At 73.3% G+C, this 22,246-nt stretch carries 20 protein-coding genes; 11 read left to right on the forward strand and 9 right to left on the reverse strand.

Going from position 1 to position 22,246, the window contains the following annotated elements; translation table 11 throughout:
* On the reverse strand, positions 1-168 hold the full coding sequence (locus AC230_RS32595) for a hypothetical protein (protein WP_157868584.1): 168 nt from the start codon (positions 166-168) through the stop codon (positions 1-3).
* 327 nt (positions 169-495) lie between these two features.
* Between AC230_RS32595 and AC230_RS15595 the strand changes: the two genes are divergently transcribed.
* From AC230_RS15595 to AC230_RS15625, 7 genes are all read left to right on the forward strand, one after another.
* Positions 496-2,130, forward strand: coding sequence for a peptide ABC transporter substrate-binding protein (locus AC230_RS15595; protein ID WP_078871273.1), 1,635 nt, complete (start codon positions 496-498; stop codon positions 2,128-2,130).
* 21 nt (positions 2,131-2,151) lie between these two features.
* Positions 2,152-3,075, forward strand: a complete 924-nt coding sequence (locus AC230_RS15600; RefSeq protein ID WP_049716769.1) for an ABC transporter permease — start codon at positions 2,152-2,154, stop codon at positions 3,073-3,075.
* Positions 3,068-4,051, forward strand: coding sequence for an ABC transporter permease (locus tag AC230_RS15605; protein ID WP_049716770.1), 984 nt, complete (start codon positions 3,068-3,070; stop codon positions 4,049-4,051). Before AC230_RS15600 ends, AC230_RS15605 begins: the two co-directional genes overlap by 8 nt.
* Before the next feature lie 11 nt (positions 4,052-4,062).
* Positions 4,063-5,070, forward strand: coding sequence for an ABC transporter ATP-binding protein (locus AC230_RS15610; RefSeq protein WP_049716771.1), 1,008 nt, complete (start codon positions 4,063-4,065; stop codon positions 5,068-5,070).
* Entirely contained in the window at positions 5,022-6,116 is a 1,095-nt protein-coding gene (locus tag AC230_RS15615; protein ID WP_422125598.1) for an ABC transporter ATP-binding protein, read from the forward strand. Before AC230_RS15610 ends, AC230_RS15615 begins: the two co-directional genes overlap by 49 nt.
* Positions 6,117-6,211: 95 nt before the next feature.
* Complete coding sequence (locus AC230_RS15620; RefSeq protein WP_049716773.1) at positions 6,212-6,772, forward strand: RNA polymerase sigma factor; 561 nt, start codon at positions 6,212-6,214, stop codon at positions 6,770-6,772.
* Entirely contained in the window at positions 6,769-7,791 is a 1,023-nt protein-coding gene (locus AC230_RS15625; RefSeq protein WP_049716774.1) for a hypothetical protein, read from the forward strand. The genes AC230_RS15620 and AC230_RS15625 overlap by 4 nt, the downstream gene beginning before the upstream one ends.
* Positions 7,792-7,816: 25 nt before the next feature.
* On the opposite strand, the gene AC230_RS15630 is transcribed toward AC230_RS15625, so the two are convergent.
* From AC230_RS15630 to AC230_RS15665, 8 genes are all read right to left on the reverse strand, one after another.
* Positions 7,817-8,170 carry a hypothetical protein gene (locus AC230_RS15630; protein ID WP_049716775.1) on the reverse strand — a complete coding sequence of 118 codons (354 nt, stop codon included), beginning with the start codon at positions 8,168-8,170 and terminating at the stop codon, positions 7,817-7,819.
* Entirely contained in the window at positions 8,170-8,775 is a 606-nt protein-coding gene (locus AC230_RS15635) for a DUF6232 family protein (protein WP_049716776.1), read from the reverse strand. Before AC230_RS15635 ends, AC230_RS15630 begins: the two co-directional genes overlap by 1 nt.
* 53 nt (positions 8,776-8,828) lie before the next feature.
* Positions 8,829-9,827 (reverse strand): ABC transporter ATP-binding protein, encoded by a 999-nt coding sequence (locus AC230_RS15640; RefSeq protein ID WP_049716777.1) that lies wholly within the window; start codon positions 9,825-9,827, stop codon positions 8,829-8,831.
* On the reverse strand, positions 9,824-10,864 hold the full coding sequence (locus AC230_RS15645) for an ABC transporter ATP-binding protein (RefSeq protein ID WP_049716778.1): 1,041 nt from the start codon (positions 10,862-10,864) through the stop codon (positions 9,824-9,826). Before AC230_RS15645 ends, AC230_RS15640 begins: the two co-directional genes overlap by 4 nt.
* 70 nt (positions 10,865-10,934) lie before the next feature.
* Entirely contained in the window at positions 10,935-11,912 is a 978-nt protein-coding gene (locus AC230_RS15650; protein WP_049716779.1) for an ABC transporter permease, read from the reverse strand.
* A 9-nt stretch (positions 11,913-11,921) separates the two neighbouring features.
* On the reverse strand, positions 11,922-13,745 hold the full coding sequence (locus AC230_RS15655) for an ABC transporter substrate-binding protein (protein ID WP_049716780.1): 1,824 nt from the start codon (positions 13,743-13,745) through the stop codon (positions 11,922-11,924).
* A 45-nt stretch (positions 13,746-13,790) separates the two neighbouring features.
* Positions 13,791-14,780, reverse strand: coding sequence for an ABC transporter permease (locus tag AC230_RS15660; RefSeq protein WP_049716781.1), 990 nt, complete (start codon positions 14,778-14,780; stop codon positions 13,791-13,793).
* A 249-nt stretch (positions 14,781-15,029) separates the two neighbouring features.
* Entirely contained in the window at positions 15,030-17,162 is a 2,133-nt protein-coding gene (locus AC230_RS15665) for a S9 family peptidase (RefSeq protein WP_049716782.1), read from the reverse strand.
* 234 nt (positions 17,163-17,396) lie between these two features.
* Between AC230_RS15665 and AC230_RS15670 the strand changes: the two genes are divergently transcribed.
* The 4 genes from AC230_RS15670 to AC230_RS30340 all read left to right on the forward strand — a co-directional run bounded on the left by AC230_RS15670 (position 17,397) and on the right by AC230_RS30340 (position 22,097).
* Positions 17,397-17,591 carry a hypothetical protein gene (locus AC230_RS15670; protein ID WP_049716783.1) on the forward strand — a complete coding sequence of 65 codons (195 nt, stop codon included), beginning with the start codon at positions 17,397-17,399 and terminating at the stop codon, positions 17,589-17,591.
* A gap of 72 nt (positions 17,592-17,663) precedes the next feature.
* Positions 17,664-18,632 carry an N-acetyl-1-D-myo-inositol-2-amino-2-deoxy-alpha-D-glucopyranoside deacetylase gene (gene mshB / locus AC230_RS15675; protein ID WP_049716784.1) on the forward strand — a complete coding sequence of 323 codons (969 nt, stop codon included), beginning with the start codon at positions 17,664-17,666 and terminating at the stop codon, positions 18,630-18,632.
* Positions 18,626-19,009: a DUF6113 family protein gene (locus AC230_RS15680; protein WP_049716785.1), complete on the forward strand. Its 384-nt coding sequence runs from the start codon at positions 18,626-18,628 to the stop codon at positions 19,007-19,009. The genes mshB and AC230_RS15680 overlap by 7 nt, the downstream gene beginning before the upstream one ends.
* Positions 19,010-19,238: 229 nt before the next feature.
* On the forward strand, positions 19,239-22,097 hold the full coding sequence (locus AC230_RS30340; RefSeq protein ID WP_053161187.1) for a hypothetical protein: 2,859 nt from the start codon (positions 19,239-19,241) through the stop codon (positions 22,095-22,097).
* Positions 22,098-22,246 lie beyond the last annotated feature (149 nt).

Raw genomic sequence — 22,246 nt, forward strand, 5'->3', positions numbered from 1 at the left:
TCAGTTGCAGTTCCAGCAGCGGGAGACGTGGCCGTTCCAGCTGTTGCAGGTGGAGGTCGAGCCGACGTACTTGGTGGAGGTGAAGTCCGTCTCCGGGACGTTCACGTCGAGGTCGAGGTCCGTGATGTCCAGGGACTCGGAAAGGCCGTCAAGGTTCACGTGCGGCATGGGAATGCTCCTCTACCGGTGGGGCCCGCGCGTCGATTACGAACAGGCGAGCTGGGAATGTGAGTTCGGTGAGCTCCGCGAACTGGTCAGGACTGTAGAGAGCCGTCACTCATGAAGGCAAGGGAAAACCCGACCGGATTTCGTGGGGCCGGTACCTGACACAGATATGGACTCCGGTGTTCCCCGGGTGGGTGCCGTCCCGAAGCTCCCGCATACGGGCGGATTCTCCGGCCGGAGGCGTACATTCAGCGTTCATGGGAGTGCGCCGAGTGATCGAATCGGTGATATTTGGCCGTACCCGGAACCCGGCACCCCAGGAGGCAGCCCATGCGAGGAGGCGTGCGGACGCGGGCCGGCCGGGTTGCCGGTGCCGTTCTCGGCCTTCTCCTGGTGGTCGCCGTGGGGGGCTGCGGCGGTGGTGCGGGTGGGCGGGTGCCCGGGGTCGTGCGGGCCTCCTGGGGGGATCCGCAGAATCCGCTGGAGCCGGCCAATACCAACGAGGTCCAGGGGGGCAAGGTCCTCGACCTCATCTTCCGCGGGCTGAAGAAGTACGACCCGAAGACCGGCGCCGCCGTCGACATGCTGGCCGAGAGGATCGAGTCGAAGGACGCGCAGAACTTCACGGTCAAGGTCAGGGGCGGGTGGACGTTCAGCAATGGCGAGGCCGTCACGGCGCGGTCCTTCGTGGATGCCTGGAATTACGCCGCGTTGGCCGACAACAAGCAGCGGAACGCTTCGTTCTTCGCTTATATCGATGGGTATGAGAAGGTCCATCCGGAGTCGGGTGCGGCCACCGCGAAGACGCTCTCCGGGCTGGCCCTGAAGGACGACCGGACCTTCACCGTCAAACTCCGTACGAAATTCTCCACTTGGCCGGGGACGCTCGGCTACCCGGCCTTCGCGCCCCTGCCGCGGGCCTTCTTCGAGGACCACGACGGCTGGCTCAAGAAGCCTGTGGGCAACGGGCCTTACGCCATCGACTCGTACACCCGCGGCTCCGCGATGCGGCTGAGCAGATGGGACGGTTACCCCGGGCCGGACAAGGCCGAGAACAACGGTGTGGAACTGCGGGTCTACACGGACAGCAACACCGCGTACGCCGACCTCCAGGCCGGCAACATCGACCTCGTCGACGACATTCCCAGCACCCAGCTGCGCAATGTCCGCAAGGACTTGGACGGCCGGTACATCAACCAGCCCGCCGGCATCATCCAGACGCTCGTCTTCCCGCTGTACGACGCGCAATGGAACCGGCCCGGGGCCGAGAAGGTGCGCCGGGGGCTGTCCATGGCGATCAACCGGGGGCAGATCACCTCGCAGATCTACCGGGACACCCGTACCCCGGCGACCGACTGGACCTCCCCGGTGCTGGGCGAGAAGGGCGGATACAAGGCCGGGTTGTGCGGTGCGGCGTGCACGTACGACCCGGCGGCGGCCAGGCGGCTGATCCGGGAGGGCGGGGGGCTGCCGGGCGGCCGGGTCACCGTCACGTCCAATGTCGACACGGGTTCCCACCGGGTGTGGATGGACGCCGTGTGCAACAGCATCAACAACGTGCTGGGCGACGACCGGGCCTGCACCGTCAACCCCGTCGGCACCTTCGCGGACTTCCGCAGCAGGATCGCCCAGCAGGCCATGAGCGGGATGTTCCGGTCCGGCTGGCAGATGGACTACCCGCTCATCCAGAACTTCCTCCAGCCGCAGTTCGGCACCAACGCCTCGTCGAACTACGGGAAGTTCAGCGACGCCCGTTTCGACGGGCTGGTGGACCGGGCCAACGCCGAGTCCGACACGGCCGCGGCCGTCGCCACGTTCCAGGAGGCCGAGCGGATCCTCGCCGAGAGGATGCCGGCCGTTCCGCTCTGGTACCAGAACGGGAACGCCGGTTACGCCGCCGGGCTTTCCGACGTGGCGCTCAATCAGTTCAGCGTGCCCGTCTACGAGCGCATCAAGGTCAAGTGAAAGGCCGAGTGAGGGAGTGACATGGGGCGGTACGTGGTCCGTCGGCTGCTCCAGATGATCCCCGTGTTCGCCGGCAGCACCTTCCTGATCTTCTTCATGGTCTACGCGCTCGGCGACCCCGTCGCCGCGCTCTTCGGCGACAAGGCCCCCGACCCCGCCGTCGCCGCCCGCATCCGCCAGGAGCTCTACCTCGACCAGCCGTTGTGGAAGCAGTACCTGCACTACATGGGCCAGGTGCTGACGGGCGACTTCGGCACCGCCTTCACCGGGCAGCCGGTCCTGGAGCTGATGGCCGACGCCTTTCCCGTCACGATCCGGCTGACGATCGTCGCCGTCCTCTTCGAGGTCGTCGTCGGCATCGCGCTCGGCGTCGCGGGCGGGCTGCGGCGCGGCCGGCCCGCCGACACCACCGTGCTGATGCTCACCCTCGTCGTCGTCTCCGTACCGACCTTCGTCAGCGGCTACGTCCTCCAGTACCTCTTCGGCGTGCGGTGGGGACTCGTCCCGCCGACCGTCCCGCCCGAGGCGGCCTTCGCCCAGCTCCTGCTGCCCGGCGTGGTGCTGGGCCTGGTCTCGCTCGCGTACGTGACCCGGCTGACCCGCACCTCACTGGTGGAGAACGCCCGCGCCGACTACATCCGCACCGCCGTCGCCAAGGGGCTGCCGCGCCACCGCGTCGTCCTGCGCCACCTGCTGCGCAACTCCCTGATCCCGGTGGTCACCTTCATCGGCGCGGACGTCGGCGCGCTGATGGGCGGCGCCATCGTCACCGAGCGGATCTTCAACATCCACGGCGTCGGCTACCAGCTCTACCAGGGCATCCTGCGGCAGAACTCGCCCACCGTCGTCGGCTTCGTGACCGTCCTCGTCCTGGTCTTCCTCGTCGCCAACCTGGTCGTCGACCTCCTCTACGCCGTGCTCGACCCGAGGATCCGCCATGCCTGAGCCCACCGACCGCATTCCCCCCGAGGCGCGGGACGCCGTCGGGTCCGCCGCCGGCGGGGCCGCCGGCCTGGCCACCCGCGAGGCCGAGTCGCTGGAGGGCGGCCCCGTCCCCGGCACCGCGCGCAGCGCCAAGGCCCGCAGCCTGTGGACCGACGCCTGGCACGACCTGCGGCGCAACCCCGTCTTCGTGCTCTCCGCGCTGGTCATCGTCTTCCTGCTGCTCATCGCGGTGTGGCCCTCGCTCGTCGCGGGCGGCAACCCGCTGCAGTGCGATCTCGCCAAGTCCCAGGAGGGGCCGCAGGCCGGCCACCCCTTCGGCTTCGACGCGCAGGGCTGCGACGTCTTCACCCGCACCGTGCACGGGGCCCGCGCCTCCATCACGGTCGGCGTCTGCGCCACCGCCGGCGCCGCGCTGCTCGGCAGCGTGCTGGGCGGGCTCGCCGGGTACTACGGGGGCTGGTGGGACGCCGTGCTCTCCCGCCTCGCCGACGTCTTCTTCGGCATCCCCATCATCCTCGGCGGCCTCGTCTTCCTCTCCGTCGTCACCGGCCGCTCGGTCTGGCCCGTCGTCGGCTTCATCGTCCTGCTCGGCTGGCCGCAGATCTCCCGCATTGCGCGCGGCGCCGTCGTCGCCGCCAAGCAGCACGACTACGTCCAGGCCGCCCGCGCCCTCGGGGCGGGTGACGCCCGGCTGCTGCTGCGGCACATCGCGCCCAACGCGGTGGCCCCCGTCATCGTCGTCGCCACCATCGCGCTGGGCACCTACATCGCCCTGGAGGCGACGCTCTCGTTCATCGGCGTCGGCCTGCGGCCGCCCACCGTCTCCTGGGGGATCGACATCTCCAACGCCTCGACCCAGATCCGCAACGCGCCCCACATGCTGCTGTGGCCCGCGGGGGCACTGAGTCTCACGGTGCTCGCGTTCATCATGCTCGGCGACGCGGTCCGCGACGCCCTCGACCCCAAGCTGCGCTGAGGGAGGCGGCCGTGAACGAAGCCCTGCTGGACGTGCGCGACCTGCACGTCGAGTTCCGCACCCGGGACGGCGTCGCCAAGGCCGTCAACGGCGTCAGCTGCACCGTCGAGGCCGGCGAGACGCTCGCCGTGCTCGGCGAGTCCGGCTCCGGCAAGTCCGTGACCGCCCAGGCCGTCATGGGCATCCTCGACACCCCGCCGGGCCGGATCACCGCCGGCGAGGTGCTCTTCCGCGGCCAGGACCTGCTGACCATGGGCGAGGAGCACCGGCGCCGGCTGCGCGGCGACCGGCTCGCGATGATCTTCCAGGACGCGCTCTCCGCGCTCAACCCGGTGCTCACCGTCGGCGCCCAGCTCGCCGAGATGTTCGAGGTCCACCAGGGCATGACGCGGCGGGACGCCCGCACCCGCGCCGTCCAGCTCATGGAGCGGGTCCGCATCCCCGCGGCGGAGGAGCGCGTCGGGGACTTCCCGCACCAGTTCTCGGGCGGCATGCGCCAGCGCATCATGATCGCGATGGCGATGGCGCTGGAGCCGGACCTGATCATCGCGGACGAGCCGACGACCGCCCTGGACGTGACCGTCCAGGCCCAGGTGATGGACCTCCTCGCCGAACTCCAGCGGGAGTTCAACATGGGCCTCGTCCTCATCACCCACGACCTCGGCGTCGTCGCCGACGTCGCCGACAAGATCGCGGTGATGTACGCGGGACGGATCGTCGAGACCGCCCCCGTCCGCGCGCTGTACGCCGCCCCCGCCCACCCCTACACCCGCGGCCTGCTCGACTCCGTGCCCCGCCTGGACCGCAAGGGCCGCCCACTGCACGCCATCAAGGGCCTGCCGCCCAGCCTCACCGACATCCCGCCCGGCTGCCCCTTCAACCCCCGCTGCCCCAGGGCCCGGGACGTCTGCCACACCGACCGCCCGCCCCTGTACACCGTCGGCCCGGAACGGACGAGCGCCTGCCACTTCTGGCAGGAGACCCTCGAGGACCGCGACGACGCGGGAGCGCGGCGGTGAGGCCCGACGGCGAGGCCGTGCTGGAGGTGCGGGGGCTCGTCAAGCACTACCCCCTCACCCAGGGCGTCCTCGTCCGCCGGCAGGTCGGCGCCGTCCGGGCGGTGGACGGCGTCTCCTTCGACCTGCGGCGCGGCGAGACGCTCGGCGTCGTCGGCGAGTCCGGCTGCGGCAAGTCCACCCTCGGCCGGCTGCTGGTCAACCTGGAGCGGCCCACCGCCGGGGAGATCCGCTACCGGGGCGAGGACATCACCCGGCTGTCCGGCCGCGCGCTGAAGGCCGTCCGCCGCAACATCCAGATGGTCTTCCAGGACCCCTACACCTCGCTCAACCCCCGCATGACGGTGGGCGACATCATCGGCGAGCCCTACGAGATCCACCCCGAGGCCGCCCCCAAGGGCAGCCGCCGCCAGAAGGTCCGCGAACTCCTGGAGGTCGTCGGCCTCAACCCCGAGCACATCAACCGCTACCCGCACCAGTTCTCCGGCGGCCAGCGCCAGCGCATCGGCATCGCGCGCGGGCTGGCGCTGCGCCCGGAGGTGATCGTCGCGGACGAACCCGTCTCCGCGCTGGACGTCTCCGTCCAGGCCCAGGTCGTCAACCTGCTGGAACGGCTCCAGGCCGCCTTCGACCTCTCGTACGTCTTCATCGCCCACGACCTGTCCGTCGTCCGCCACATCTCCGACCGGGTCGCCGTGATGTACCTCGGGCGGCTGGCCGAGGTGGGGACGGACGCGCAGATCTACGAGCACCCGACGCACCCGTACACCCAGGCGCTCCTCTCCGCCGTCCCCGTCCCGGACCCGGACGCCCGCGCCCGCCGCGAGAGGATCCTCCTCCTGGGCGACATCCCCTCCCCCGCCAACCCCCCGTCCGGCTGCCGCTTCCGCACCCGCTGCTGGAAGGCCCAGCGCAAGTGCGCCGAAGAGGTGCCGCCCCTCGTCGTCCCGGAGCGCTTCCGCGGGACCGGCGGACCGGCCGCGCACGTCTCGGCGTGCCACTTCGCGGCGGAACCGGGGGCGCCCGGGGACGGCGAGGACGCCACCTGAGGCGGCGCCCGCGCGGGGGCGCGAACGCTCGCGCGGGGCGGACACAAGAAGGGGGTGGAGGCCGCCGACCGGGCGGCCGGGGGAAGGGGAGGTCCGTGGCGACGGACGAGGAACTGCTGACGCGCTCGGGAACGGACGCGTCGGCCTTCGAACCGCTCGTGGAGCGCCATTCCGCGGCGCTGCACGGCTACTTCGCGCGCCGCGCCCCCGGCGCCGCGGACGACCTTCTGGCCGAGGCGTGGCTGCGGGCGTACGCGGGGCGCGCCACGTACGACGCGGCCCGCGGGCCCGTCCGGGCGTGGCTCTTCGGCGTGGCCCGCAACGTGCTGGCCGCACACTGGCGCGGGCTGGAACGTCCCGTATCCGGCGCCGCGCTCGCCGGCGAGGCGAGCAGCGACCCGTGGCACGCCGTCGACCGGCGGCTGGACGCGGCGGCGGTCGCGCCGCTGATGCGCCGCACTCTCGCCGAACTGCCCGCGGCGGAGCGTGAATTGCTGCTCCTCGTCGCGTGGGAGCAGCTCAGCCCGACCGAGGCCGCGGCCGTCGTCGGCGTCCCCGCGGGCACCGCCCGCTCCCGCCTGCACCGGGCGCGCTCGCGCCTGCGCGCGGCGCTCTCCCCCTCCGCCCCGCTTCCCCTGACAGGAGACCTCGCATGACCGGGCAGCAGGACAGGAACGACGAGGACGTCCTCGCCTTCCCGGGCGCCCGGCGGCTGCGGGCCGCGGGCGAGGTCGCGCCGCCCTCGGCGGACGTCGTCGCCGCCGCCCTGGCCGCGGTGCGGCGGGCCGCCGCCGGCCCGGAGGAGGACGCGGACGGGGGCGTCGAGCTCGTCCGGGAGCCGGCGGCCGCGGCCGTCCCGGTGCGGAAGTGGCGGCGGCGCCTGCCCGTGCTCGTCTCGGCGGCGGCGGTCGTGGCGGTCGCCCTGGGCGTCACGGTCCAGCCGTGGTCGGGCTCCGGGGGCGGGCACGGCTCCCCGGCGGCGGGGCGGACGGCGGTGCGGGAACGGGTGGAGCCGGCGCCGTACTGGAAGGTGCGGACGGTGACGTGGAGCTGGGCGGTCGGCAAGGGCGAAGGGCCGCGGAAGACGTACGAGACGCTCTGGTTCGGCCGGGACAAGGCGCTCCAGCAGATGGGCGACGGGACCGTCCTGGAGACGGGGGACTTCTCGACGGAGACCCGGCAGATGGCGTACGACGTGCCCGGCAAGCCGGTCACCTGGGACGACGTCGGGAAGCTGCCGACGGATCCGGCGGCGCTCCGCAAGCGGCTCGTCGGGAGCGCCGGGGGGGACACGGCCGAGGAGGGCCTCTTCAACGGCATCGCGGCGCTGCTCGCGCGGTCGCCCGCCGAACCCCCGGTCCGCGCCGCGCTGTTCGAGGTCCTCACCCGGATCCCCGGCGTGCGGGTGACGGAGCGGGTGAAGGACAGCACCGGACGCGCCGGCACCGCCGTCGAGATGGACCTGAAGGGGGACGACTGGCGCAGGCGGCTGGTCGTCGACCCCGGGACGTTCCACGTGCTGGAGACCTCGGACACGGCGTGGCGTGCCCGGCCGTGGGGGGCCGGGCGGATCCGGGCGGGGGACCCGGGGGAGCGCGTCACCTACCTCTCCACCGGGCCCGCCCGGACGGTGCCGCCGCCGTCCGGCGGGATCGGCGGGTCTCCGCGCGGGTGACGCTGGACGCGGCGCGTGTGCCGCGTCACCCCGCGCCCAGCAGTTCCAGGACGCGGTTGACCGCGTCGAGGAGGGGCTGGCCGACGGTGCCGACGGTGGCGGCGATGCCGGCGACGGCGAGGAGGGCGCGGTGGCGGTCCTGGGGGCGGGCGGGGGCGGGGTCGGTGACGTCCGGGAGGGTGTCGTCGAGGGCGCGGGCGCCGGCGGGCGGGAGGCTGGGGCGCAACTCCCTGGCCGCGCGCAGGAGTTCCTCGACGGCGGTGCGGAGGGCGTCGTCGGAGGGGGGTCCCGCCGGGGCCTGGTTCTTGACCATGCCGGTGTTGCCCGTCCCGCCGTGCATGGTGACGCTGTCGCCGAAGTAGTAGTGGTCGCCGCTCATCAGCTCGCCATCCCCACGTTGCCGGTGCCGCCGTACATGTTGACGTTGTCCCCGAAGTAGTAGCTCCGCGGATTGACCATGATGCTCTCCACCGTCACCTGGAACTCGGCCCCGGGGTTCTCGATCGCGTGGGAGATCCGGCCGACGAGCTGGTCGAGGTGGTGCGGGTCCGGGCTGGTGACCAGGGCGTGGGAGGGGCCGGAGGTCTCGACGGACAGCACGTGGAGGGGGGTGGCCGCCAGGACGGAGAGCAGCTGCACGACGTAGAGGATCAGTGCGGCCAGGGTGCCGAGCCAGACGAACGTGATGATGCCGGTGGCGGCGCCCTCGCTCGACAGGGAGGTGGCGCCGCCGACGATCGTGAGTCCGAACGCCACGGCGAGGGTGAGCGCGACGTTCCGCAGGAAGCGGATGACGGCCTGTTTGCGCCGGGGCTGGAGGGTGGAGGTGTGGACGCGCGCGATGTTCTGCAGCGGGTAGGCGGCCCGGCCCACCCACAGCAGCCGTCTGGTGACCCGCAGGTCCACGGTGCCGGGGGGCGCCGGCGGGCGGGCGGGTAAGGGCGGGGCGTTGTCCGGGAGGCCGGGGTGCTGCGCTGTCGCCATCTGGGGTTATCTCCTGTGCTGGAACGACGAGTTGGTGCCGCATGGACAACGACTTACCGTACACACGGTGTCGCCTCCGGGAAGTGGCAGGCGGAGAGGTGGCCCTCCGCGCTGCCCTCGGCCCGGATCAGGGGCGGCTCCTCCGTGGCGCACTTGTCCCGGGCCTTCCAGCAGCGGGTGCGGAAGCGGCAGCCGGAGGGCGGGTCGGCGGGGGAAGGGACGTCGCCGGTGAGGCGGATGCGGTCGCGGCGCTCCTCCGCGTCCGTGCTCGGCACGGAGGAGAGCAGGGCGCGGGTGTACGGGTGGCGGGGGTGCCCGTAGATGTCGTCGCGGGTTCCGGTCTCGACGATCCTGCCGAGGTACATCACGGCCACGCGCTGCGAGAAGTGCCGTACGACGGCGAGGTCGTGGGCGATGAAGAGGAAGGCGATGCCCAGGTCCTCCTGGAGCGTCCGCAGCAGGTTGACCACCTGGGCCTGGATCGACACGTCCAGCGCGGAGACGGGCTCGTCCGCGACGATGATCCTGGGTTCGAGGGCGAGCGCGCGGGCGATGCCGATGCGCTGGCGCTGGCCGCCGGAGAACTCGTGCGGGAAGCGGTTGTAGTGCTCCGGGCTCAGCCCCACGGTGGCCAGCAGCTCCCGCACCCGGGCCTCGCGGCCGCCGGGCGGCCGGATGCCGTTGATCTCCATCGGGCCCGAGATGATCCGTCCCACGGTCTGGCGGGGGTTGAAGGACGCGTACGGGTCCTGGAAGATCATCTGGATCTCGGGGCGCACGGGGGCGAGCTGTTTGCGGCTCGCGTGGGTGATGTCCCGGCCCCGGTACGTGACGCGGCCCGCGGTCGGTTCCAGGAGGCGGGTCAGCAGGCGGCCCGTCGTGGACTTGCCGCAGCCGGACTCCCCGACGAGCCCGAAGCTCTCGCCCGCGCGGACGGTCAGGTCGACGCCGTCCACGGCGCGGACGGCGCCGACGCGGCGGCGGACGGGGAAGCCGCCGAGGACGGGGAAGTGCTTCACCAGGCCCTCGGCGCGCAGGAGTTCACCGCTCATGGCCTGTCGCCTCCCGTGCCGGTGCGGCGGGCCCCGCCGAACAGCGCGCGGGCGCGTTCCGGGCCCAGGTGGCAGGCCGCGCCGCGGCCCTCCGGCAGCTCCGGCCGCTCGGTGCGGCAGCGGTCGCCGCCGACCCGCTCCGTGTACGCGCAGCGGGGGTGGAACGGGCAGCCCGGCGGCGGGTCCAGCAGGCTCGGCGGCGCGCCCGGGACGGGGGAGAGGGGCTTGGTCACGTCGGAGGTGAGGCGGGGCACGGAGGAGAGCAGGCCCCAGGTGTAGGGATGGCGGGGGGCGCCGAGGACGTCCCCGACCGGGCCGTATTCGACCGCCCGTCCCGCGTACATCACCAGGAGGTCGTCCACGGTGCCGGCGACGACGCCGAGGTCGTGGGTGATGAGGACGATGGCCGAACCGGTCTGCCGCTGGAGGTCCCCCAGCAGGTCGAGGATCTGGGCCTGGACGGTGACGTCCAGGGCGGTCGTCGGCTCGTCGGCGATCAGCAGCTCGGGGTCGCAGACCAGGGCCATGGCGATCATCGCGCGCTGCCGCATGCCGCCGGAGAACTGGTGCGGGTAATCGTCCACGCGGCGGGCCGGGTTGGGGATGCCGACCTTGCCGAGCATCTCGACCGCCCGCAGCCGGGCGTCGCGGCGGGACGCGCCGGTGTGCTTGCGGAACGGCTCGGCGATCTGGCGGCCGACGGTGTAGTAGGGGGAGAGGGCGGTGAGGGAGTCCTGGAAGACCATGGCCATGCGGGCGCCGCGGAGCTTTTCCAGCGCCGGCTCGGGGGCGGTGGTCAACTCCTGCCCGTCCAGGAGGATGCTGCCGGAGATCCGGGTGGACCGGGGGTCGTGGAGGCCGAGGACGGCGAGGCCGGTGACGGACTTCCCGGAGCCGGACTCGCCGACGATGCCGAGGGTCCTTCCCCGGGGCAGGGCGAGGCTCAGACCGTCGACGGCCTTGACGACACCGTCGTCGGTGGGGAACTGGACGCGGAGGTCGCGGAGGGTGAGGAAGGGGGCGGGGGTGGTGGTCACAGGGGCCTCCGTGGGTCGGTGGGTGCGGAGCGGGGGGCGCCCCCCTCCGGGGAGGAACCGGGGCACGGGGCTAGGCCAGTCGCACACGGGGATCGATCACCGCGTACGCCGCGTCCACCACGATGTTCGCCACCACGATCGCCGTGCACCCCACCAGCATCACCGCCATCAGCGTCGGCAGATCCGTCTCGCTCACCGACGTGACCGCCAGCCGTCCCAGCCCGTGGAGGCTGAACGTCGTCTCGGTGATGATCGCGCCGCCGAAGAGCGAGCCGAGGTCGATGCCGAAGAGGGTGACGATCGGCGTCATCGCCCCGCGCCAGGCGTAGCGGAAGAAGACCGTCCGCCGCCGGAGCCCCTTCGCGCGGGCCGCGCGGACATGGTCCTCCGCGAGCTGCTCGACCATCTGGGAGCGCGTCATCCGCGTGTAGTTGGCGACGAAGATGACGGAGAGCACCAGCCACGGAATGATCATGCCGGTGAACCACTTCACCGGATCCTCCGTGATCGGGTGGTACTCCGGGTTGTCGAGCCAGTGCAGCCCGCTCACCAGCACCGCCAGGGCCACCACCCCCAGGAAGTACACCTGGAGGGAGTGCCCCAGCAGCGACAGCGAACTGACGACCTTGTCGACCCACGTGCCCCGGAACGCCGCCGCGATCATCCCCAGCCCCACCCCGGCCACCAGGAAGACGGCCGCCGCGCCGAGCGTGATCGACAGGGTGGTCGGGAAGCGGTCCATGATCGTGTCCCAGACGGGCTGCTGGTTGGAGAAGGAGTAGCCGAGGCAGGGCGCGGGGCAGTGCCCCACGGTCAGGTCCCGGCCGGCGAAGACGCCGACGACGTAGTGCCAGTACTGGACGGGGACGGGCTCGTCCAGCCCGAGGTTGCGGTTGATGACGGCCAGCGCGTCGGGCGTGCAGTTCTTGCCGCAGGACATCAGCGCCGGCTGCGACGGCAGCGCGAAGAACAGGAAGAACGTGATCGCGCTGATGAGCAGGACGATGACGGCGGCGCCGAGCACCCGCCGCACGAGGAATCTCAGCATGGCGCGGCGCTACTTCACGTAGACGGACGTCGGGTCGGCACTGCCGTACACGGTGTGGTACTTGACCCCGCCGAGCCCTGAACCCCACAGCGAGAACTGGAGGTTGTAGAAGGTGGGCACGGACGGCGCGTCGTCCTTCAGGATCTTGTCGGCGAGCTTCTGCCACAGCGGGGCGGCCCGTTTCACGTCGGCGATCGCGTTGATGCGGTCGATCTCGGCGTTGACCGCCGGGTCGTCGAGGTGGCTGTAGTTCTGCGCGCCGTCCGCGATCACGCGCCCGTCGTACTGAGGCGGCACGATCGTCGAGGCGACCGGCCAGTCGGCGCCCCAGCTGCTGCGGTAGATGTCGAAGGAGTTCTTGGTGTCGGAGATGGCGCTGCGCCAGGTGTTGGAGTCGATCTCCTTGCGCTGCACCTTGAAGCCGGCCCGTTCGAGGGCCTGGGTGACGACGACGGAGACCCGCTGCTGGATGTCGGTGTTGGGGTAGGCGTAGACGATCTCCTGGCCCTCCTTGCCGGCCTCCTTGAGCAACTGCCGGGCCTTGCTGGGGTCTCCGGCGGGCTTGGCCCTCTTGCCGTACGGGTCGCTGGGGACGTAGCCGTCGACGGCGGGGGACAGCAGGTTGGGGGCGAGCTGCGCGGCGGTGGCCCCGCCCATCTGCTGGACGATCTGGCCGTTGGGCATGGCGTAGGCGAGGGCCCGGCGGACCCGGACGTCCTTGAGGCGGCTCGTGTTGAAGTTGATGTAGTCGACGTAGGGCTGGACCTCGTCGAACCGCCGGCCCCTGGTGTCCGCCCGGTCGAGCACCTTCTGCGTCATCTCGGGCGCCACCGCGTTGGTGAACGACATGGCGGCCTTGTCGGAGCCCTGGTCGGCGAGGAAGCGCCGGGTGGAGTCGCCGAACTGGTGGCCGAAGCTGATCTCGAAGCGGTCGGGGTACTGATGCCGGACGGGGTCCGTGGCCGGGTCCCAGTGCTCGTTGCGCACCAGCGTCAGCGACTTGCCGACCTTGTGGTCGCCGACGCGGTAAGGGCCGCTGGAGAAGGGCGCGTTGTCGTACTTGCGCTGCCCGTCCTTCTCGGCCTTGACCGGTCCGATGCTCGGCATCGCGACGGCGTACGGGGTGTCGGCGTGCGGCGTGGCGAAGTGGAAGACGATCGTCTTGTCGTCGGGGGTGTCCAGCACCGAGGACGGCAGGTGCTTGCCGCCGTACGGCCCGTCGGGCAGCGCCTTGCGGTAGGTGGTGCCCTCGCCGGAGAGCCACTGCTGGATGTACTGCGGGCCGTCGGTCTCGAAGGAGGCGTAGAGCCGCTCGACGCCCCAGCGGATGTCCTTGGAGGTGATCGGCGAGCCGTCCTCGAACTTCAGCCCGTCCTTGAGGGTGTACGTCCAGGTGCGGCCGCCGTCGGAGGGCGTGCCGGTGTCCGTGGCGAGGTCGCCGACGAGCGTGACGCGGCCCTTGCCGTCCACGCGGTACGTGGTGAGCGTGCGGTTGTAGAGCATCTGCACGGTGAGGACGTCGCTGTAGTAGATCTGCCCGGGGTCCAGGTGCGGGAAGGCGTCGCGCTGGAGGACGCCGACCGTGCCGCCCTTCCTCGCCCCGGGCACCTCGGGCGCGGGGCCCTTGGAGTCGGCGGCGGTGCCGATCGTGTAGTTGGAGGAGACGTTCTTGTCGGAGCCGGGCCCCTCGCCCCTGGTCCCGCCGCCCCCGCCCCCGCTGCTGCACGCGGTGAGGACGAGCGCCCCGGCGGCCAGGGCGGCCGCCGCGTGCCGGCCTCTCCGCCGGGACGGGCGCGCGGAAGGGGAGGGTGTCGCGGGAAGCGCGGGAAACATGGAAGCACCTGCCTGTCCGAGGGGAGACGTACGGGGCGGTCGTGCTCAGCGCTTGGTCCGGGGGTCGAAGGCGTCCCGGAGGGAGTCCCCGAGGAGGTTGAAGGCCACCACGAAGAGGATCATGGCGATCCCGGGGAAGAAGATGTACGTGATGTCGCTCTCGTAGTACTTGGCCCCGTTGGCGAACATCCGGCCCCAGTCGGGGGTGGGCTCGACGATGCCGACGCCGATGAAGGAGAGCCCCGCCTCGGCGGTCACCATCGCGGGCAGCATCAGCGTGGCCTGGACGAGGATCGGCGTCCACAGGTTGGGCAGCAGCTCCCGGGAGACGATGCGCCACGTCGACGCCCCCGTCACCCTGGCCGCCTCGACGAACTCCCGCTCCCGCAGGCTCAGTACCTGCCCCCGCAGCAGCCGCGCCAGTCCCATCCAGCCCAGCACCCACAGCACGATGATCAGCGTGACCACCCGCAGGGAGGTGGGCGTCTCCTTCCCGGGACTGACGAACAGCGCGTAGACGACAGGGGTGAAGGCGACGAACGACAACTGCTGGGGAAAGGCGAGCAGGAGATCGATGAACCGGCCCAGGAGGTAGTCCGTGCGCCCGCCCGCGTAGCCAGCCGTCACCCCGACGAGGATGCCCGTCAGCACGCACAGCACCGTGGCCGCGGCCGCGATCAGCAGAGAGGTGCGGATGCCGTAGAGGAGCTGCGTCAGCACGTCCCGTCCCAGCGTCGGCTCGATACCGAACCAGAACCGGCCGGAGACACCCCCGTCGGGGGCGACCGGGTAGCCGTACTCGTTGAGCAGACCGCCCTCGTTCAGCCCGTACGTGGTGTACGGGTCCTTCCCGTAGCCCCAGGAGATCAGCGGCGCGGCGAGGGCGGCGAGGAAGAAGAAGGCGACCACGCAGGCCGAGACGACCCCCGCGCGGTCGCGTCTGAAGCGCCGCCACATCAGCCGGCCGGGCGAGCGGCCCGCCGGCGCCGGGCGCGCGGGCACCGCGTCCTCCGCGGCCAGGGAAGGAGTCGTCATCGCGTACCGCCCCCGCCAAGTCTCCGGTGGACCCTGTCGCCAGTGGTCCGGGTCTCCGGTGGCCCCGGGAGTGATCCTGCGAACACTCCGGGTTGCACGGGACTGTCGCAATGGCGTTACCGCGCAGTCAAGGGGGCTGCCGTGGACGATGCCACGGATTGGCGCATCTTGAGCGAAGGTTGTGCGGATCGAGGTCGCGGCGTGCTTGACAGCCGGACGGGCACGCCGCGACCCGCGGTCACCCCGCCGTCACCCGGTCGGGGCCTTGACCAGGGACCGCCGGAGGAAGTCCACCTGGAGCAGCAGCAGGTTCTCCGCGACCTGTTCCTGCGGGGTCATGTGGGTCACCCCGGACAGCGGCAGCACCTCGTGCGGCCGGCCGGCGGCCAGCAGCGCGGAGGACAGCCGCAGGGTGTGCGCGGCGACGACGTTGTCGTCGGCCAGGCCGTGGATGACCATCAGGGGCCGGTGCCGGTCCGCGGCCTCGGCCAACCCCCGTTCGGTCACGAGCGAGTTGCGGTCGTAAACGTCCGGCCGCTCGTCCGGCAGGCCCAGATAGCGCTCGGTGTAATGGGTGTCGTACAGCCGCCAGTCGGTCACCGGGGCGCCCGCGATGCCCGCGTGGAAGACGTCGGGGCGGCGCAGCACGGCGAGCGCGGCGAGGTAACCGCCGTACGACCAGCCGCGGATGGCGACCCGGCCGAGGTCCAGCGGGTACTCCCCGGCCAGCGCGTGCAGCGCCTCGACCTGGTCGTCGAGGGTGGCGCCGGCGAAGTCCTCGCGGATCGCCTTCACCCACTCCGGGGAGGTGTGCGGGGTGCCGCGCCCGTCGGCGACGATCACGGCGAAGCCCTGGTCGGCGAACCACTGGGAGGTGAGGTGGGCCTGCTGCGCGGCCACCACCCGGGCCCCGTGCGGGCCGCCGTAGGGGTCCATGAGGACGGGCAGCGGGCCGTCGCCGTCGCGGTACCCGGCGGGCAGCAGCACGGCGGCCGGGATGCGGCGCCCGCCGGCCCGGACGAACCGCGGCCGGGCGGTGAGCACCGGGGTCTCGGCGAGGGACGCCACGGTGGCGACGTGCTTGCCGTCGCGGAGGACCACCGTCTCGGTGCCGGCCCGGCCGGGCGCGGCCGACGCGAGGACGGTCACGTCGCCGCCGCGGACCGCGGAGTGCCGTCCCGGCTCGCGCGAAATCCGTTCGGCGCCCTGCTCGTTGACGCGGTAGACGTGGGACTCGCCGGTCTCCGGGTCGGCGGCCGCGGGGCCGGCGGAGGCGGAGACGAGGACGTCGTCGGCGCCGGCGTCCAGGACGGCGTGGACGAACAACTCCGGTCCCGTCAGGGCCCGGTCGTCCACGACGAGCACCCGCGCCCCGTCCTGGTCGGCCACCCGCACCAGCCGGCCGTCCGGGGTCCACGCGGGGACGCCGGGGAACAGTTCAAGCCAATTCGCCGGGTCCGCCTCGGTGCGGAGCGCGCGGGTGGCGCCGGTGGCGGTGTTCACCTCCAGGCAGACCTGGGTGCGCTGGTCGCGCGCCTGCACCAGCAGCAGCGGCGGGCCGCCGGCCGACCAGTGGACGCGGGCGAGGTAGGGGTAGCGGGCGCGGTCCCACTCGACGTCGGTGCGCGAGCCGTCCAGCCCCAGCAGGGCCAGCGTCACCTCGGCGTTCGGCGTCCCCGCGGCCGGATAGGAGACCTCGGCCGGGGCGCTCGCGGGGTTGGCCGGGTCGGCGATCCACCAGCGGCGCACCGGCCGGTTGTCCACGTGCGCGGCGAGCAGGGCGTCGCTCCCGGGCGACCACCAGAAGCCGCGGTGCCGGTCCATCTCCTCCGCCGCGGCGAACTCCGCCAACCCCCAGGTGACGCCCGCCCCTTCGGGCTCGGCCAGGGCCCGGTCGCCGGTGCCGTCGGCGGCCACGACGCGCAGCGCGCCGTCCGCCACGTACGCGACGTGCCGTCCGTCGGGCGCCGGGCGGGGGTCCGCCACCGGCCCGGGGACGGGGAGTTCGGCGGTGGTCCCGCCGGGCAGCTCCGCCACGAACAGCCGGCCCGACAGCGTGAACGCCGCCAACTCGCAGGCCGCGTCCACCGCGTAGCCCACCACGCCCGCCGAGCCCTCCCGCGTGCGCTCGCGCCGCGCGCGCTCCTCGGCGGACAACTCCTCCCGGGCGCCGCCCAGCAGGACGTCCGGGTCGGCCGCCGGACGGGTGCGGCCGTCGTCGAGGTCGAGTACCCACAGGACGTGGGAGCGGTCGGTGCCGGAGCGGGAGCGCAGGAAGACGACGCGCGAGCCGTCCGGCGCCACGGTGAACGACCGCGGGGCGCCGAGCGAGTAGCGCTGCGTCCGGGCGTACTGGCGGGGAAAGGAGAGCTGACCGGTCATGCGGCCGAGCCTAGGCCGTGGACCGGCGCGTGTCCGGAGGAAGGGGCGGGGGTCGGCGAGAAGTCGCCGTGCGCCCCGGGTTTGCTCCCGTGCACCGAGTCAGGACGCACGCGGAAAGTTATGATCGCTCACGCATAGTGGGTAAGTCTTCCGTGACCCGCCGCGTGCCTGGCCGGCTCGCGCGCGTCGTCCGTCCTGCCGTCCGTTCGACCGCGTCCCTGGAGGTGAACCGCTGTGGCACTCTCGATTTCGGCGGTGGTGCTGCTGGCGATCATCGTCATCCTGCTGGTCCGGAAGTCGGGACTGAAAGCGGGCCACGCCGCCATCTGCGTGCTGCTGGGGTTCTACCTCGCGAGCTCGACCGTCGCGCCCACGCTCAACCAGTTCACGAAGAGCATCACCGCGATGATCGGCGGCATCCGGTTCTGAGGGGCCGCCGGCGGGTGGGCCGGCGGCGCGGGCGGCTGCCCGGCCGGGCCGTCCGGCTCGTAGGCTGTCCCCATGACCGACCTTCCAGGCCGCCGGCTGCTCCTGGTGCACGCGCACCCGGACGACGAATCGATCAACAACGGCGCGACCATGGCCAAGTACGCCGCCGAGGGCGCCCTCGTCACGCTGGTGACCTGCACCCTCGGCGAGGAGGGCGAGGTGATCCCGCCCGGCCTGGCCCATCTGGCCGCCGACCGGGACGACGCCCTGGGCGGCCACCGCGTCGGTGAACTCGCCGCCGCGATGAAGGAACTGGGCGTCACCGACCACCGGTTCCTCGGCGGCGCCGGGCGCTACCGCGACTCCGGAATGATGGGCGCCCCGCAGAACGAGCGCCCGCACTGCTTCTGGCGGGCGGACGTCGACGAGGCCGCCGCGTACCTCGTTGAGGTGATTCGCGAGGTGCGGCCCCAGGTCCTGGTGACGTACGACCCGCACGGCGGGTACGGGCACCCCGATCACGTCCAGGCGCACCGCGTCGCGATGCGCGCGGTGGAACTGGCCGCCGAGAAGGCGTTCCGCCGCGACCTCGGGGAGCCGCACGAGATCGCCAAGGTGTACTGGAACTGCGTGCCCCGCTCGGTCGCGGAGGAGGGCTTCGCCCGGCTGCGGGAGGCCGCCGCGGCGGGCGCCGCCGTGCCGTTCCCCGGCGTCGCCGCACTGGACGACGTCCCGGGCGTGGTGCCCGACGAGGAGGTGACGGCCGCTCCGCGCACCGCCCCGTACGTGGCCGCGAAGGCGGCGGCGATGCGGGCGCACGCCACCCAGGTGGTGGTGGACGGCCACTTCTTCGCCCTGTCCAACGAGCTGAGCCAGCCGCTGTTCGCCGACGAGTTCTACCGGCTCGTCCGCGGCCGGGCGGGCGGGCCGGGGCGCGAGGACGACCTCTTCGCCGGCCTGGGCCTCCCCGGACCGGACTTCACCGGACCGGACGGGGGCGCGGGCGGGGCCGGCGCGGGTGCCGGGGAGGGCGCGTGCTGACCGGGACGCTCACGGGCGGGAAGCTCGCGGCCCATCTCGGCCTCGCCGTCCTGGGGTTCCTGGTCGGCGTCGCCGGTTCGCTGGTGCAAGCGGGCTGGTTCCCGGGCGGGTTGCTGCTCGCACTGCTGGGCGTCGCCGGGCTGTGCTACGGCGGGGCGGTGGCGTCGGGCGGCCGGTCCGGCGGCGCCGCGGGCGGTGCCGGCTGGCTGATCGCCGTCCTGCTGCTCTCGCTCAACCGGCCCGAGGGCGACTTCCTCTTCGGCGCCGGAATCGGCTCCTATGTCTTCCTGCTGGGCGGGATGGTCGTCGCTGTGATCTGTGCCACCCTCGCGAAAAAGCCGCAACCGGGGCGTCGCGCCGACCGACTTGACGGGTGAGACGACTGTTTTGTCCGGTGATTCGCCGGACATTTCCCTGATGTCGCTCGGCCCGTGAGGGACGCACGGGTGTACGGCCCGCTCCCGGTCCGCCGGGGTATACGGCGGTCGTCAAGTGCGCGCTCGCGGTGCCCAGTATGGTGGTGCCGCCGCCGAGCCCCCCTGACCGTGGGCATGGGCGACCCCAGTGAGGTCAGAGGGCGGCGGAGAGTAACCGGGAGAACCTGCTTTGAGCCGTGAATCTGACAGTCCGTCCTACGGGTCCGCGGGCGCCGGGCGGCCGCCGGCCGGTGGCACGCCGGACGCACCGAAGACCGAGACCACGCTGACGACCCGGATCCGCATCAACATCCCGGGCTCGCGTCCCATCCCGCCGGTCGTCATGCGGAAGCCCGTCGGTGACGAGGCGTCCGGCGGCGAGGGCGCGCCGCGCGCGGAGGGCGAGCGGCCCGCCGCCGCGTCCGCGTCCCCCTCCGGCTCCGCCTCCCTGCCGGAGGGCGCCGAGCGGCCGGCCGAGAAGACCAGCGACTGGTTCGCACCCCGCAAGCCGGCGGGCGCCTCGGCGACGCCGCCGGGGGGGACGCCGACGGGCGGTTCGCCGTCGGGTGGTGTGCCGTCCGGTGTCTCGTCGCATGGCGGTTCGGCGCACGGCGGTTCGGCGCCGGGCGGGGCGACGGCCGGCGGCTCGATGGCCGGTGGTCCGATGGCGGCCGGTGCGGCGTCCGGCGGCGCGCCGGCCGGTGGCCAGGCGTCCGGCGGCCTGCCCGGGCTCCCGCGCCGTACGCCGCAGCAGGGGCCGGGCGCGCCCGGCGCCGGGCGCGGCCCGCGCGACCTCGCGGGCGGCGCCGCCCCGCACCCGCCCCTCCCCGGCGACCCGACGACCGCCGCCAACCCGGCCGGCGGGGCGAACCCGATGGCCGGCGCGAGCGTGCCGCGGCAGCCGGGCGGACCCGGCGGCGCGCCCTTCCCGGGCGGGCCGGGCGTGTCCGGCGGTTCGGGTATGCCCGGGGCTCCTGGTGCGTCCGGTGCTCCTGGTGTGTCCGGGGGGCCGGGCCCGGGCAGTGCGTCCGGCGCATCCGGTACGCCCGGCACGCCCGGCACGTCCGGCACGTCCGGCTTTGCGGGCGGCCCCGGCGCGTCCGGCCCCTTCGGTTCCTCCGGCGGCCCGGGCAGTGCCCGGGCGCGGCGGGCCGCCCGCCGCGCCGAGCCGTGGCCGGGCGACGCGGGCTCGTCCCCGGCTCCGGGCCAGGGGCCCGCGCAGGGCGGCGGCCCCGCCGGTGTCCCGCATCCGCCGCAGGACTCGTCCACGACCGGTGCGACGCCGTTCCCCGACGACCCGTTCGCCGGCCCGCAGCCGGCGGCCGCGGGCGCCGCGGCGCCGTGGCCGGGCGGCCCGGGCTCGACGGGCCAGGGGCCCGTGCCGGGCGGTCCGATGTCGGCCACCGGCGGCCACCCCGTGCCGGGCGACCCCTCCACCACCGCCTCCATGCCGCTGCCCGGCGACCCGTTCGCCGGCCCGCAGGGCGCGGGCGGCGCGGGCGCGCCCTGGACGGCCGACGCTCTGACCGGCGGTGCCGCGCCCGAGACCACGCAGCAGTTCCCCGCGCCCGGCGGCGCGGGCCAGGGGCAGCAGGGCCCCCGGCTCCCGTTCCCCGTCGGCGGCCAGTCCGGCGGGCGCACGGACACGCCCGTCGCCGGCACCCCGGTCGTGCCCCCGCCCGGCCCGGGCGCGCCCGGCGCGCCGCAGGGCCCCGGCGCGCAGCCGGGCAAGAACGCGGGTGCCCAGCAGGGCAGGAAAAAGAAGGGCGGCCCCAAGGGCGGCCAGGCGCAGGCCGGTGCGGGCGCGAAGGGCGGGCGCCCGGGCGGCGGCACGGCCGTCCCGCCGCCGCCCGGCGCGGCGTCCCGGCCGAACCCGGCCGCGGAGACGCTGGTCAGCGGCATGCCGCCGGTGCCCGGTGCCGGCGGGCCGAAGAAGCCCGTCGACGCCGGCGCGCCGCGCGTCGCCGTGCCCAAGCCCAAGACGGGCTCGGGCTCCGGGGTGCCCAAGCCGCCCGCGGCGCAGGGCGGCGCCCCGGCGGGCAGTGTGCCCAGGCCGGCCGGTAAGAGCGCCCCGAAGGCCGCGCCGAAGCCCGCGCCCAGGAAGAAGGGCCGCTCCAAGCTGGTCATGCTCGGCGGCGGCCTGGTCGTCCTGGCCGGCGTGGCCTACGGCGCCGGCCTGGTGATGAACCACTCGGACGTGCCGCAGGGCACCACCGTGCTGGGCGTCGACATCGGCGGCAGCTCCAAGGAGCAGGCCGTGCAGAAGCTCGACGCCAAGCTCGGCAGCCGGGCGAACGCGCCGCTGAAGGTGACGTTCGGCGGCAAGCGGGCCGAGCTCAAGCCGTCCGTGGCGGGCCTGTCCATCGACACCCAGGAGACCGTCCGTTCGGTGTCCGGCCGGGACTACAACCCCGTCACCGTCGTCGGCTCGCTCGTCGGCGGCAGCCGCAGCGCCGAGCCGACGGTGAACGTGGACGAGGAGAAGGTCGCGGCCGCGCTCAAGGCGCTGTCGGGCGAGACCGGCGGGGCCAAGGACGGGACGATCCTGTTCAAGCCGGGCAAGGCCGTGGCCGTGTACGGCAAGCCGTACCAGGGGATCGACACGGACAAGGCGGTCAAGGCCGTCGCCGAGGCGTACCGGCAGCGCGCCGAGACCGGCAAGGACGTCCCCGTCTCCCTGCCCAGCACGAACCGGCAGCCGAAGGTGACCGACGCCGAGGTCGACCGGATGATGAAGGAGTTCGCCGAGCCGGCGATGTCGGGGCGGGTGACGATCCAGACGGATCCGGCCCACTCGATCCCGTTCGGGCCGGAGATCTCCCTGCCGAAGATCCTCTCGGTCAAGGAGGTCAACGGCAAGCTCGTCGAGAACTACAACCTGGAAGCGCTCAAGTCCCTTTACGGGACGCGGTTCCAGGGTGTGCTCATCGAGCGCGGGAACGGTACGAAGACGCCGGTCACGCCGCAGGACGTCGCGGGCGCCCTCGGCAAGGCGCTGCGCGGCAAGACGCCGGCGGAGCGCGTGGGCGTCATCAAGACGAAGGGCTGAAGCGGGGCGGAGCGCCGCCGACCGCCCGCCGGCCGAGGTGTCCGGCCGTCACGGCCGGCAGTGCCGGAGGTCCCGGGTCGCAGGCCGCGGCCCGGGACCTCCGTCATGCCGGGCATGACATCTGTCATGGACTTTCGACGACGGCCGAC

Origin of the sequence: Streptomyces caatingaensis (assembly GCF_001187435.1) — a bacterium.
Classification (GTDB): Bacteria; Actinomycetota; Actinomycetes; order Streptomycetales; family Streptomycetaceae; genus Streptomyces; species Streptomyces caatingaensis.

Bases quoted from the DNA above. Each gene is read 5' to 3' on its own strand.
- AC230_RS15625 (WP_049716774.1), top strand. From the start codon at position 6,769: ATGACCGGGCAGCAGGACAGGAACGACGAGGACGTCCTCGCCTTCCCG.
- AC230_RS15605 (WP_049716770.1), top strand. From the start codon at position 3,068: ATGCCTGAGCCCACCGACCGCATTCCCCCCGAGGCGCGGGACGCCGTC.
- AC230_RS15595 (WP_078871273.1), top strand. From the start codon at position 496: ATGCGAGGAGGCGTGCGGACGCGGGCCGGCCGGGTTGCCGGTGCCGTT.
- AC230_RS15655 (WP_049716780.1), bottom strand. From the start codon at position 13,745: ATGTTTCCCGCGCTTCCCGCGACACCCTCCCCTTCCGCGCGCCCGTCC.
- AC230_RS15660 (WP_049716781.1), bottom strand. From the start codon at position 14,780: ATGACGACTCCTTCCCTGGCCGCGGAGGACGCGGTGCCCGCGCGCCCG.
- AC230_RS32595 (WP_157868584.1), bottom strand. From the start codon at position 168: ATGCCGCACGTGAACCTTGACGGCCTTTCCGAGTCCCTGGACATCACG.
- AC230_RS15600 (WP_049716769.1), top strand. From the start codon at position 2,152: ATGGGGCGGTACGTGGTCCGTCGGCTGCTCCAGATGATCCCCGTGTTC.
- AC230_RS15665 (WP_049716782.1), bottom strand. From the start codon at position 17,162: ATGACCGGTCAGCTCTCCTTTCCCCGCCAGTACGCCCGGACGCAGCGC.
- AC230_RS15650 (WP_049716779.1), bottom strand. From the start codon at position 11,912: ATGCTGAGATTCCTCGTGCGGCGGGTGCTCGGCGCCGCCGTCATCGTC.
- AC230_RS15635 (WP_049716776.1), bottom strand. From the start codon at position 8,775: ATGGCGACAGCGCAGCACCCCGGCCTCCCGGACAACGCCCCGCCCTTA.
- mshB (WP_049716784.1), top strand. From the start codon at position 17,664: ATGACCGACCTTCCAGGCCGCCGGCTGCTCCTGGTGCACGCGCACCCG.
- AC230_RS15640 (WP_049716777.1), bottom strand. From the start codon at position 9,827: ATGAGCGGTGAACTCCTGCGCGCCGAGGGCCTGGTGAAGCACTTCCCC.
- AC230_RS15630 (WP_049716775.1), bottom strand. From the start codon at position 8,170: ATGAGCGGCGACCACTACTACTTCGGCGACAGCGTCACCATGCACGGC.